Origin of the sequence: Arthrobacter sp. Rue61a, assembly GCF_000294695.2 — a bacterium.
GTDB lineage: Bacteria > Actinomycetota > Actinomycetes > Actinomycetales > Micrococcaceae > Arthrobacter > Arthrobacter aurescens_A.
The window spans coordinates 57,346-69,269 of sequence record NC_018532.1 but is presented as its reverse complement, the minus strand read 5'-3'; the positions used below and the strand labels follow the sequence as shown (position 1 = coordinate 69,269).

General features: G+C 62.5%; 13 protein-coding genes. 8 read left to right on the top strand and 5 right to left on the bottom strand.

Features of this window, described 5'->3' with window-relative positions; genetic code table 11:
- Positions 1 to 6: 6 nt before the first annotated feature.
- The gene (locus ARUE_RS22060; protein WP_043471857.1) at positions 7 to 756 is read left to right on the top strand and encodes a cytochrome c biogenesis CcdA family protein; all 750 of its coding nucleotides are present in this window, start codon (positions 7 to 9) and stop codon (positions 754 to 756) included.
- Between the two features lie 15 nt (positions 757 to 771).
- Positions 772 to 1,392 carry a TlpA family protein disulfide reductase gene (locus ARUE_RS22055; protein WP_014923414.1) on the top strand — a complete coding sequence of 207 codons (621 nt, stop codon included), beginning with the start codon at positions 772 to 774 and terminating at the stop codon, positions 1,390 to 1,392.
- A 227-nt stretch (positions 1,393 to 1,619) separates the two neighbouring features.
- On the opposite strand, the gene ARUE_RS24285 is transcribed toward ARUE_RS22055, so the two are convergent.
- From ARUE_RS24285 to ARUE_RS22030, 4 genes are all read right to left on the bottom strand, one after another.
- Positions 1,620 to 2,267, bottom strand: coding sequence for a hypothetical protein (locus ARUE_RS24285; RefSeq protein WP_043471854.1), 648 nt, complete (start codon positions 2,265 to 2,267; stop codon positions 1,620 to 1,622).
- Positions 2,268 to 2,780: 513 nt separating this feature from the next.
- On the bottom strand, positions 2,781 to 3,068 hold the full coding sequence (locus tag ARUE_RS22040; protein WP_014923412.1) for a hypothetical protein: 288 nt from the start codon (positions 3,066 to 3,068) through the stop codon (positions 2,781 to 2,783).
- Positions 3,065 to 3,301 carry a hypothetical protein gene (locus ARUE_RS22035; protein WP_014923411.1) on the bottom strand — a complete coding sequence of 79 codons (237 nt, stop codon included), beginning with the start codon at positions 3,299 to 3,301 and terminating at the stop codon, positions 3,065 to 3,067. The genes ARUE_RS22040 and ARUE_RS22035 overlap by 4 nt, the downstream gene beginning before the upstream one ends.
- Positions 3,298 to 3,867: a recombinase family protein gene (locus ARUE_RS22030; protein WP_014923410.1), complete on the bottom strand. Its 570-nt coding sequence runs from the start codon at positions 3,865 to 3,867 to the stop codon at positions 3,298 to 3,300. Before ARUE_RS22030 ends, ARUE_RS22035 begins: the two co-directional genes overlap by 4 nt.
- Before the next feature lie 592 nt (positions 3,868 to 4,459).
- Here ARUE_RS22030 and ARUE_RS22025 point away from each other — a divergent pair.
- From ARUE_RS22025 to ARUE_RS22015, 3 genes are all read left to right on the top strand, one after another.
- The gene (locus ARUE_RS22025; protein WP_014923409.1) at positions 4,460 to 5,821 is read left to right on the top strand and encodes a hemolysin family protein; all 1,362 of its coding nucleotides are present in this window, start codon (positions 4,460 to 4,462) and stop codon (positions 5,819 to 5,821) included.
- Positions 5,814 to 6,854 (top strand): hemolysin family protein, encoded by a 1,041-nt coding sequence (locus ARUE_RS22020; RefSeq protein WP_014923408.1) that lies wholly within the window; start codon positions 5,814 to 5,816, stop codon positions 6,852 to 6,854. The genes ARUE_RS22025 and ARUE_RS22020 overlap by 8 nt, the downstream gene beginning before the upstream one ends.
- A gap of 169 nt (positions 6,855 to 7,023) precedes the next feature.
- Positions 7,024 to 7,983, top strand: coding sequence for an arsenic resistance protein (locus ARUE_RS22015; protein ID WP_014923407.1), 960 nt, complete (start codon positions 7,024 to 7,026; stop codon positions 7,981 to 7,983).
- Between the two features lie 268 nt (positions 7,984 to 8,251).
- Here ARUE_RS22015 and ARUE_RS22010 read toward each other — a convergent pair whose 3' ends face one another.
- The gene (locus ARUE_RS22010; protein ID WP_014923406.1) at positions 8,252 to 8,950 is read right to left on the bottom strand and encodes a metal-dependent transcriptional regulator; all 699 of its coding nucleotides are present in this window, start codon (positions 8,948 to 8,950) and stop codon (positions 8,252 to 8,254) included.
- A gap of 124 nt (positions 8,951 to 9,074) precedes the next feature.
- On the opposite strand from ARUE_RS22010, the gene ARUE_RS22005 reads away from it, so the two are divergent.
- From ARUE_RS22005 to ARUE_RS21995, 3 genes are all read left to right on the top strand, one after another.
- Complete coding sequence (locus ARUE_RS22005; RefSeq protein WP_014923405.1) at positions 9,075 to 10,154, top strand: multicopper oxidase domain-containing protein; 1,080 nt, start codon at positions 9,075 to 9,077, stop codon at positions 10,152 to 10,154.
- Complete coding sequence (locus ARUE_RS22000) at positions 10,151 to 11,389, top strand: ZIP family metal transporter (RefSeq protein ID WP_014923404.1); 1,239 nt, start codon at positions 10,151 to 10,153, stop codon at positions 11,387 to 11,389. Before ARUE_RS22005 ends, ARUE_RS22000 begins: the two co-directional genes overlap by 4 nt.
- Positions 11,390 to 11,453: 64 nt before the next feature.
- On the top strand, positions 11,454 to 11,780 hold the full coding sequence (locus ARUE_RS21995; protein WP_014923403.1) for an ArsR/SmtB family transcription factor: 327 nt from the start codon (positions 11,454 to 11,456) through the stop codon (positions 11,778 to 11,780).
- Positions 11,781 to 11,924 lie beyond the last annotated feature (144 nt).

Here is an 11,924-nt window from a genome sequence, read left to right as displayed (position 1 = left end):
ACAGCGTTGAGCATTGGCGGGTATTTCGCCGAGATGGTGCAGTCCGGGGCGTTGCTGGTTGCCATGCCGCTGGCCATGATTGCCGGGACTGTCTCGTTCATTTCACCGTGCATTCTGCCTTTGGTGCCCGGATACTTGGGCTATGTCTCGGGCCTGACGGACCCGACCAGGCCGGATAACCGGCGGCGGGTCCTCACCGGCGTAGGTCTGTTCATCCTCGGCTTCGCCGCTGTCTTTACTCTGTACGGGGCCGCGTTCGGGGTGATGGGAGGGTGGCTGCTGCAATGGCAAGACATCCTGATCCGGGTCCTGGGGGTCTTCGTGGTGTTCATGGGCTTGGTCTTGGTCGGCGGCTTCTCCTTCCTGCAAACCACCCGGAAGCTTTCCTTCACCCCCAGAACCGGTGCCGCCGGCGCCCCGGTCCTGGGGATCGTGTTCGGACTGGGGTGGACGCCCTGCATGGGCCCCACGCTCAGCGCCGTCCTGGCACTGAGCACCACCACCGGAGATCCCTGGCGCGGGGCCTTGCTGGGATTCTTGTACTGCATGGGGCTTGGGATCCCCTTCGTGCTGGTCGCCGTGGGCCTGAACTGGGTAACGAAAACCCTCGGGTTCATCCGCCGGCACATCCGCGCCTTCAACATCATCGGCGGTTCTCTCTTGATCCTCGTCGGAATCCTGATGGTCTCCGGGATCTGGATGCTCTGGATCTACCAGATACAGAACCTCGCCGCCACGATCACCACCCCCGTCTGACGGAAGAAGCCAAACATGAACAACCACCAGAACGCACCCGTACCTCCCCTGCCGGGACGGCGGAACCTCCTGCTGGGTGCAGCGTCCGCGGCCCTGCTGCTGACCGGGTGCGCCGCCCCCGATACCCTTGCCGCCCAAGCCAAAGCCGGGGACAACAAAAACTATATCGCCGGGGACGGATCCGTCTCCGAATACGCCCCCGGTTCCCGCGCTGCTGCGCTGACGATGACCGGCAAGCTTTACGACGGCACAACAGTCGACTCCGCCCAGTGGCAAGGCAACGTCACCGTCCTGAACGTTTGGTACGCCGCCTGCGCACCCTGCCGCACAGAGGCCCCGGATCTGGAAGCCCTACACCAGGAATTCAAGAGCGACGGCGTCCAGTTCTACGGCATCAACGTCCGTGACACCGCAGCGACCGCCGCAGCGTTCGAACGGACCTTCGGCACCACCTACCCCAGCTTCCACGACTCAGACGGCGGGATCCTGCTGGCCCTCGCCGACCACGTGCCCCCACGGGCCGTACCAACAACCCTTGTCGTAGACAAAGACGGCAAAGTCGCCGCCCGCGTCCTGGGCCTGGCCGAGAAAGGCACCCTCAAAGCCCTGATCAGCACCGCGCTCGGCGAGCCCTAAAGAAGACACACCGAACGCCAGTAGCCCTCGCCTCATGACGCTCTTCTAGCTGCTAATTCTTCCCGGCTGCCTAGCCACCGGCGGAAAGCCCAGACGATCGAATTCCGCTTGTGAGACTGGCGCCCCCGAGACACCGTCCTCCAGCGTCAGTGAAAGGATTGACGTCAAAACGCGGCAAAGCCGGAGCAACGGATCCGCAATGAGTTCCAGCTACAGATTGGTTTGCTTCAAACTTTCCCGGCAAACCTCTTCAGCTCCGCCATGACGTCCTGGTAGAAGCTGTTAAATGCACCCACCAGGGCACTCAGGGGAACGGCGTAGTCTGTCACACCGTTGGAGAGCTTGTTTTCCTTGAGTCCGCGCGCAAATGCATAAGGTTCCGTTGCTCCCACTCCTTGGGCCCCGGAATTAAGGAACGAATGCTTCTGTGCGTTCGACATGTCATTAAGGGTTCGCAGCAGCCAATCGTGCGGTTCGAGCATGGGAAGGAACCACTTGCCGTTACGATGCTGTGCCCTGCCAATGGAGTCACGACGGATCTGTTGCGGCCATTCGCCACAACTGGAGCGCATGCGCAGCAACCATAGAAGGCCGATGAGCTCATCCGCCACGCGCCGGAGATGAACCACCACCTCATCTGCGCCCAAATGATGCTGCGTATACCAATCGTCCATATCAGGGGCGGTTTGGGTGAGGACTTTAGCCCACGCCTTCTCGGTCTCCTCAAGCCGTCGGTTTGCGTGAATGAGCCGGCTGACCAGATGAAAAGTCTTCGCAGTGAGATTCCCGAAAGGCGTAACTGTTGGCAGCTGAACCCACTCATGCACGTGGTTGTATCGCAGGGGCTCCCCGCGGAGTCCGACAATTCGGTTCATCCCAACAGCATGGCCGAAGGCATCTCGCCTTAGAAGAGCGTTGGTGCGTCGGGATCGAGGCCGGCAAGAAGGGCGGCTACGCGCTGGGGGTCTTGTCCAGCCGTGGGCGCGGACTTCGTCTCTCAGGGCAACAGAACGTGCTGCGAACTGCGCCCTAGCCAGTCCTCGCCAGCGGAAAGAACTTCCGTTCGCGTCCCTGCCCTTCGCTAACCTGTCGAGCATGTTACTGCGGTTGGTTCCTTCCACCAGGTGCGTGAAGGCATCAGCGGTTGCGCGGACACAAATCGGAACGTCGCAGGTGTGCATGAGGGGGCCAAACGCGTCCATCTTGGTGCCGTGCAGCAGGTGGAAAGCAAAGCGGTGGGGCCGCACGGCTACCGTTCGGCCCTCGGCATTGAGTGTGAACCTGCCGTACCCGTCATCTGAGACGGCCGCGCTCCACAGCCAGCAGTCTTCGGGAGATGGCCCTTTGACGACTTTGGACCAAAACCGTTCTGCCGTGTCCATGGTCAGTTAGTCCAGTCGCTTCTGAAACGAGACCATGACCAGGGCGGAAGCGATGTAGTGCGTGACTTGGACGTTTTCATGGCCAATAATCCCCACCGGGCGACGTTCCACAGCGGGGACCGGCGTAACGGTGTGTGAGGCCGGTTCGGCGCTCCACAATTGGTCTCCCGCCTCTTGGAACACTGTCACAAGGTCTTGGAGGTTCTTGTCGAGGCGTTGGGCCAGCTGCTTTACGGATTCCTCAACAGTCGGCTGTGGCTCACTCACCACGTATACGGTTTCGATACGGCTCATCGGTTCTTCTTTCTCATAAGTCTGGGGAGCCGGATCCCGAACAGGCTCCCCAGGAAGAGCAGCACTGCCCAGCTCACGACGCCAAGTCCAAGCAAGTAGGCTCCTTCGCCCAGGAATGCTGCGTTTCCTTGGGCTGCCGCCTTCCCGAAGGCTTGAGCGGCGAGGATCAGGTAGATCCCGGCGCAGACCCACGCGGAGATTGCCAGAGTGATCCCAACGACGAATCTTTTCATGAGGACCCGCCCTCGAACTTGGCCAGGGCACGGGATACGGACATTCGGCCTACGCCGAGAGCCTTAGCTATTTGCTGGATGTTTTTGTTTTCTTCCCGCAGCAGCAATGCCGCCTCAACTCGTTCCGGCGTCATGACCGTGGGGCGGCCGCCAACGCGGCCTTGGGATCGGGCGTGGGCCAGACCTGCCATGGTGTTTTCACGGATGGTATCGATGCGCAGCTGAGCGAAGACGGCGACGATGCCGTAGAACGCCCTGCCCATGGGAGTGGTCGTGTCGATGGCCGGCTCTGTCAATGAACGGATGTTGATGTCCCGCTCACCAAGATCCGAGATGATCTGGAATAGGTGCCACTCCCCCGATACCCGGTCAAGCCTGTGGACCAGGAGCGTGTCACCGGCACGCATGTAGTCCAGACAAGCAAGCCACTGAGGCCTGTCTCTGACACGGCTGGAGTCACCGTGATCGACAAACACCCGCTCCGCGCCAGCTTGCAGCAGCTCGTGTTTCTGGTAGTCCGGGTTCTGGTCACGGGTCGAAACCCTGGCATAGCCGATAGTGCTCATTGTTAGCTCCTCTCGGCTCATAAACCTACCTGCCCGGTTCCGATCAATTCTGGTTTCGTGCAACGGTTTTGAGCACGCGCGTTACGGCGTGTCGCGGCGTAACGTGTTTTGCCCGGAAACCGCCGTTTTCGCGCAGGAGTGAATGAACGGCATGCTGTTTCCTGCGATCTTCCTCGTGTGTGACGACTATGCATGTTAGATATTCGCGCGGATCCACGAGAGATGCTTAGTGCTAGGACTGCAATCCACGCCTTGCTGCCAGGACCTCGCCTAGCGCAGTCAAACTATTCACTTCGGGTCTGGCAGTCCGCGATGTTCAGCTGCCAAAGCGCGCTGACGATCCAAAGACGGGCATTCTTCATCGTCCGAAGGAACAATCGCTGAGACTTCACGTTTCAGATTGGCAAAGGCTTGCGCGGACAATCCCCCGCAGGAGCGTTGTCGTCCTTTTTCTGCCTACGGCGCAGAAGGACTCCGCAGAATCAGGAAAACCGTAGAATGATTGGCACTATGGATGACCCTCCTTCACATATGCCCTGGCCCCTCGACCTTCTGACCGGCACGCCGGCCATCACGGGAGAGGGGCGCCCGAATGAATGAATGGATCATGCTCGGCATCGGCCTCATCCTGACGGTCGGTACAGGTTTCTTTGTTGCCTCGGAGTTCGCGCTGGTCAATCTGGACCGCAATGACCTTGAGGCGCGCCAAGCCCGCGGTGAAAAGCGGCTAGCACCCACCATCAAGGCCCTGAAGATCACCTCGACGCATCTGTCCGGCGCGCAGCTGGGCATCACCCTAACCACTCTGCTGACCGGTTACACGTTCGAGCCGGCCATCAGCAAGATGCTCAGCGGGCCCCTGCTGGCTGTGGGCCTTCCCGCGCCCGTGGTTCCAGGAATCGGCGCAGTCGCCGGCATCTTCCTGGCCACCATCTTCTCCATGGTGATCGGCGAGCTCGTTCCCAAAAACTTCGCCCTTGCCCTGCCACTGGCCACAGCCAAGATCGTTGTGCCCTTCCAAGCACTGTTCACTGCCGTGTTCAAACCTGTGATCCTGCTGTTCAACAACACCGCGAACAGCATCATCCGTTCGTTCGGAATCGAACCGAAGGAAGAACTTTCCGGCGCCCGTAGCGCCGAAGAGCTCAGTTCCTTGGTGCGCCGGTCCGCGCTCGAAGGCTCCCTGGATCAGGACCACGCCGTCTTACTGCACCGGACTCTGCGGTTCTCCGAACACTCCGCCGCGGATGTCATGACACCCCGTGTGCGGATGACCGCAGTGAGCACCACCGACACCGCCGAGAGCATTGTTACCCTCGCCACGTCGACCGGCTACTCACGCTTCCCGGTCATCGGCCGGGACCGTGACGAGGTCCTCGGCGTCCTACACGTAAAGCAGGCCTTCGCCGTCGCCCTGGATCAACGCGACCAGGTCACAGCCGCGGAGCTGATGATCGCGCCCTTGCGGGTACCGGAATCCATGGGTGTCGATTCGCTGCTGGGCCTGCTCCGCAAACAAGGCCTGCAGGTAGCGATTGTCTCCGACGAGCATGGCGGTACCGCCGGCATCGTCACCCTCGAGGATCTCGTTGAGGAAATCGTTGGTGAACTGGAAGACGAGCACGACCGCGCCCGCGTGGGAGTGGTGAGGACCGGCCGAGCAATCACCTTCGATGCCTCCCTGCGGCCTGATGAGCTTTTGGACAGGACAGGGATTGCCGTTCCTGACGGGGAGGAGTACGACACGGTGGCCGGATTCGTCACGGACGAGTTGGACCGCATCCCCGAACTCGGGGATGAAGTGGCAGTCACGGGTGGAACGTTGCGGGTAGAACGCGTGGTCGGAACCCACGTGGAACGGATCCGCTTTACCCCGGATGAGTCACAGGAACCGCCCAAGAGTCCTCACGACCGCATCGTCGATAACCTCACCCAGGAGCTGAACCATGAGTGAATACCTTCCCGGCATCATTTGGCTGGCGGTGCTCCTTGTAGTGAACGCCTTCTTCGTTGGCGCCGAATTCGCCGTCATCTCGGCCCGCCGATCCCAGATCGAACCGAAGGCGGAGTCCGGCAGTAAGGCGGCTAAAACCACGCTGTGGGCCATGGAGCATGCAACGCTGATGCTGGCGACCAGTCAGCTGGGTATCACAGTCAGTTCGCTGGTGATCCTGAATGTATCCGAGCCTGCCATCCACCACCTGTTGGAAATTCCGCTCGGACTCACGTCCCTGTCAGGTGAAGCCATCGGCGTCATTGCCTTCATAGCAGCGCTGCTGCTGGTGACCTTCCTTCACGTGGTCATCGGTGAGATGGTTCCGAAGAACATCTCCTTTTCCGTGCCGACCCGGGCAGCGTTGATTCTGGCACCGCCCCTGGTGATGGTCGCCCGGATTTTCAAGCCGGTGATCTGGACCCTGAACGGGATCGCGAACTCCATCCTGCGCCTGTTCAGAGTGGAACCGAAGGACGAAGCCACCAGCGCCTACACTCTCGACGAAGTGGCGAACATCGTGGAACAGTCCACCCGTGACGGCATGCTCAGTGACACAAGCGGCACCCTGACCGCGGCCTTCCAGTTCACGGCCAAAACGGTCGCGGACGTTGAAGTGCCCATTAGTGAGATGGTTCTGCTGCCTGCCACTTCGACGCCGGCAGACATCCAGCGCGCGGTCGCCGAGCACGGCTACTCCCGCTACATCCTCACCGACGACCACGGCTTACCCACCGGGTATCTGCACCTCAAAGACGTCATGGACCTCACAACACAGGAAAAGTTCACCCAACCGGTGCCGGCCAAAAGGATCCGCAAACTCGCCTCAGCCTACAGCGGCAGCGAACTCGAGGACGCTTTGGCCACCATGCGCCGCAGCGGCGCCCACGTGGCCCGGGTCTTCGACACCGCCGGAGACACCACCGGGGTGCTGTTCCTGGAGGACATCATCGAAGAACTCGTCGGCGAAGTACAGGACGCCACCAGCACCTAGGAACCCTCACCACCCCAACCAGACTCCCCCGGCAACCTCCACACCTGAAGTGTGAAGCCTCCTGGCGGACCTCCCCGTCGCTCTCCACCGAATAGCTCCGGTCGCTTCTTGGCGTCGGACCGTCGCGCTTAGCATTGCAAGAGTGAAGATCAGAAACCTCGTCGCGCGGATGGACGAACATCAGATTGGCCTCTACCTGGTGGCAATCGTCATCGGCGGCGGCGTCGGTTTCCTGGCACCGGATCTCTCCCCCGGGTTGGAGCATTCCATCAACCCCGTGCTCGGGCTGTTGCTATTTGCGACATTCTTGGGGATCCCTTTCGCCTCTATCAGCAAGGCCGCCAAGGACTTCCGCTTCCTGGCCACCGTGCTGGTGTTGAACTTCGTCATCGTTCCTCTGGTGGTGTTTGCCCTGACCCGGTTCATCGCCGGGGACCAAGCCTTGCTCGTCGGGGTCCTTCTGGTGCTCCTCACGCCCTGCATCGACTACGTCATCGTCTTCAGCGGACTCGCTGGCGGAGCCAGTGACCGGGTTCTCGCGGCCGCACCGGTACTGATGCTGGCCCAGATGCTCCTACTCCCGATTTACCTGCTGCTCTTTGGCGGCCCCGACTTGGTATCGTCCATCGACCCCGCACCGTTTGTTGAAGCCCTCATCGTGCTGATCATCATTCCGCTGGCCGCTGCGGCGGTGACACAGGCCCTGGCCCGGAAAGCAGCAGTGGGCAGGGCCGTGATGACAGTCATGCAAGCGTTGATGGTGCCGCTCATGATGGCGACCCTGGCTGTTGTTGTCGGTTCCCAGATCGTAGGCGTCGGCCAGGAACTCGGCTCCCTGCTCTCCGTCGTGCCAATCTATGCAGCATTCCTGCTGATCATGGTGCCGCTGGGCATGCTCGCGGCCAAGCCCGCCGACCTTGACGTGGCCGCCACCCGCGCCGTCGTCTTCAGCGGCGCGACCCGCAACTCCCTCGTTGTCCTTCCCCTGGCACTGGCCCTGCCCGGCCATTTGGCCCTGGCCGCGCTCGTTGTAGTGACACAAACCCTGGTGGAACTGATCGGCATGGTGCTCTACGTCCGGTTCCTGCCAACGATCGTAAACAGGGAACGACGCCCGCAGCCCGCCTAATAAGAGGGCCGACCCAAGGTTTACCGTGGGCAGGATGGAGACGTTGCGGATGTCCGACGTCGCCGACCGCACCGGAGTGCCGGCGACGTCCGCAACAGGATCTCGCGGCACTGGCCTTGAGACTGGACGCCACCCGTTACCGTCAAGCATTCCCTGGCGGCACAGCTTAAGCGCACCGCAGACCACTACCGTCGGGCTGACCTGCCCGGAACCGATCGCGCCGCTAAACCTCTACGCCGTCCATTGCCGACGCCGTGGGCTGCTGGTCTCAGCCGGGGCCGCTGTGGGCAGCGTTCAGCGGCACAACCCAGATGGCAGCCGATGCTGAGGCGCCCAAGTCGATGGTCTGGTCGTGGCCGTGAAGGCGGATGGTGGTCAGATCGGCGTAGTGTCGGTGCTCCTGAACGGACAGTTCCGTGTCCGGTGAGAGGCCGAGTTCGGTGAAGTAGCGCAGCATGTCGGGGTCGGCGTCGGAAATGCGCGCGACGGCCACGGTGCTGCCTGCTGGTGCGGCTGAGAGCTGGGTTGCGGCCGGCTGGTGCTGCTGCCCGGCGGGAGACGGTATCGGGTCACCGTGCGGGTCACGGGTGGGATGGCCCAAGTGCTGGTCGATGCGTTCAATGAGTTTGTCCGAGACAGCGTGCTCAAGGATTTCGGCCTCGTCGTGGACCTCGTCCCAGCCGTAGCCGAGAACCTGTACGAGGAATGTCTCCAGCAGCCGGTGCCTGCGGACCATGGCGACAGCGTGTTTCCGGCCCTCATCCGTGAGCTCGATGCTGCCGTACGGAGCGTGCGTCACCAGTTTCTGCGCCGCCAGTTTTTTGATTCCGTCCGACACCGTGGGCGGCCTGACCCCAAGGCGCTCAGCCATTCCGCTAACGGTAATCGGGTCTGCGGACCATTCCGTGGCGGACCAGATCAGCTTCAAGTAATCCTGGGCCGAGGTGGACAAGTCAGTTACGAGCATTGCTTCATACTACTTTGCCCACCCACAAAATGTTAGGCTTAACGAACATTATTGTTTTCAACGTTGAAACCTAGGAGCCGGTGTGCCGAAATTCAGCCTGGAGAAACTGCTCAGCAGGCGGTCTATGCTCTCCGGCGCCGCAGCCCTCGCCGCTGTGCCGGCGTTCTCGGCACTGACTCCCGTGCCCGCCCAGGCCAATGACCCTGGACAACATGCCGGCCACGGCGCACCCGGCCAGGACGCGACCCCCGGACCCTCCAGCGGCGGCCAGAGCAAAGCCAAGGCCCCCACGGCCGCAGCAGCATCGATGAACCACGCCGGCCATACCGGCTTCGCGGGCGGTTCCGTCCCGCCGGACCGCGCCGGCATCGACCCCACCGCCATCCTCCACGACTTCGACCGCGGAAAAACCAGCACCCTCCCGGACGGTCGGACACTGCGCGAGTGGGACATCGTGGCCGTGGACAAGGACTTCGAAATCGCTCCCGGCGTGACCTTCCCGGGGTGGAGCTACAACGGCAGGATCCCCGGCCCTACGCTCTGGGCACGGGAAGGCGACGTGCTGAAGATCCATTTCACCAACGCCGGCGCACACCCGCACACCATGCATTTCCATGGAGTCCACCGGGCCGAAATGGACGGCACCCCGGGTATCGGCGCCGGTTCGATCGCGCCCGGTCAAAGTTTCACGTACGAGTTCGACGCCACCCCGTTCGGGACCCACCTCTACCACTGCCACCAGTCCCCGCTGGCTCCGCACATCGCCAAAGGCCTCTACGGCGGGTTCATCATCGAACCCAAGGAGGGTCGCCCTCCCGCGGATGACGAGATGGTCATGGTGATGAACGGCTACAACACCGACGGCGGGGACGACAACGAGTTCTACTCCGTCAACGGCCTGCCCTTCCACTTCATGGACTACCCCGTGCAGGTCAAGCAGAACGCCCTGGTACGCATCCACCTGATCAACGTGCTCGAGTACGACCCCATCAATTCCTTCCACGTGCACGGAAACTTCTTCCACTACTACCCCACCGGAACCATGCTCACGCCGAGCGAATTCACGGACACCATCTCCCAGGTCCAAGGCCAGCGCGGCATCGTGGAAATCCGGTTCCCCTACCCCGGCAAGTTCATGTTCCACGCCCATAAAACCGAGTTCGCCGAACTCGGATGGATGGGCTTCTTCGAGGTGAGGGCATGATGAGTACCGAAGAAAAAACCACGACCCCAACACCCGCGTCACCTGAAACTCGCCGCCCCTCGACGCCCGCTTGGCTGCTCGGCCTCGGACCCCTGATCCTCATCGCCGTACTGATGGCAGTGTTCGCGTTGCTGAACGGACCAGGGCTGGCGAAGTTATCCGAAGGCATCCCGCCCAAGGAAGAAGTCGCCGTCGAAGACGTCCGCTTCCTGCCCGGCCAGATCCAGATCACCGCCCGCAACGAGGGCCCCGACCCTGTCGCCATCGCCCAGGTCAACGTCTCGGACTACTACGCCGCTTTCACCCAAACCCGTGAAACCATGGCACCCCTGGAAGCCACCACGCTGACGATCAGCTACCACTGGGTGGAAGGGGACCCGTACGAGATCGCCCTCGTGACCTCCATCGGCGGCAAAATCCCAGCCGCCATCGACGCCGCGGCGCCCAGCCCCGAGCGCGGCACCCCGTTCTTCGGGCTGATGACGCTGCTCGGCATTTATGTCGGGGTAATCCCCGTGGCCCTGGGCATGCTGTGGATGCCGTTCATCCGCCGCTCCTCGACCGCCTGGATCAGGCTCCTGCTCGGTGTCACCGTCGGGCTCCTGGCCTTCCTGGCCATCGATGCCACCCTTGAAGGCATGGAACTCGTGGCCGGAAGCGGCGCTTTCGGTGGACCCATGGTGGTGTTCCTTGGAGCCCTCACCGCATACCTTGTCCTCGAAGGCACCGATGCCTGGATGCGCCGCCACCAGGACCTCAGCAGCACCGGAAAACCTGCCGCCCTGCCTCCCCGGCGGTTGGCCTTGCTCATCGCGATCGGCATCGGCCTGCACAACCTCGGCGAAGGGCTGGCCATCGGCTCGGCCTACGCCGTCGGCTCCCTGGCGCTCGGCGCCACCCTGATCGTGGGTTTCGCGATCCACAACACCACCGAAGGCCTGGCCATCGTCACACCGCTGGCCAAGGAACCGCCGCGACTGGGATGGCTCGCTGTCCTCGGCCTGATCGCAGGCGCCCCAGCCATCGCCGGCGCCCTCATCGGCGCCACTGTCAACCAGCCCGCGCTCTCGGCCTTCCTCCTGGGGCTCGGGGCCGGCGCTGTCGGCCAGGTCGCCATCAAGATCCTGCCCCTAATGAAGGACCGGGCCGGGAAGATACTCACCCCACTGGCCAGCGCCGGCATCATCCTCGGCCTGGGCATCATGTTCGCCACCGGATTGCTCGTCCAAGCCTGACCCCCGGACGCCCGAACCGAAGTACACAATTGCGTGAATACACGCATGAATGTAATTTTGAGGGATGGAAACCCTCACGCACGCCCCGGTGCTCGCCCGGTTCGGCTACGCGGTCTCGGATCCGACCAGGGCCCGGATCCTGCTGGCACTGTCCCAGGAGCCTGCGTACCCTTCCGGGCTTGCCGACGCCCTGGGCGTGTCGAGGCAGAGCATGTCCAACCACCTGACCTGCCTTCGGGGCTGCGGGCTGGTGGTGGCCGTCCCGGATGGACGCCGGACCCGCTATGAGCTTGCCGACCCGAGACTGGGCCACGCCATCACTGACCTGATCGGCGTGGTCCTGGCCGTGGACCCGGCCTGCTGCGCCCCTGATGGTGAATGCCTCGCATGAGAGGCATCCCCGTTGCTGCCAGGGGATCCCGACAGCCGGGACCCACGGATCCCCGGGATGCTGCGGATCCGCGCCCGGTTCGCAAACACCGGCCCTGACGCTGCGGCGCAGGAACGACTACGCCTGCCATTGCTTCGATTGCCC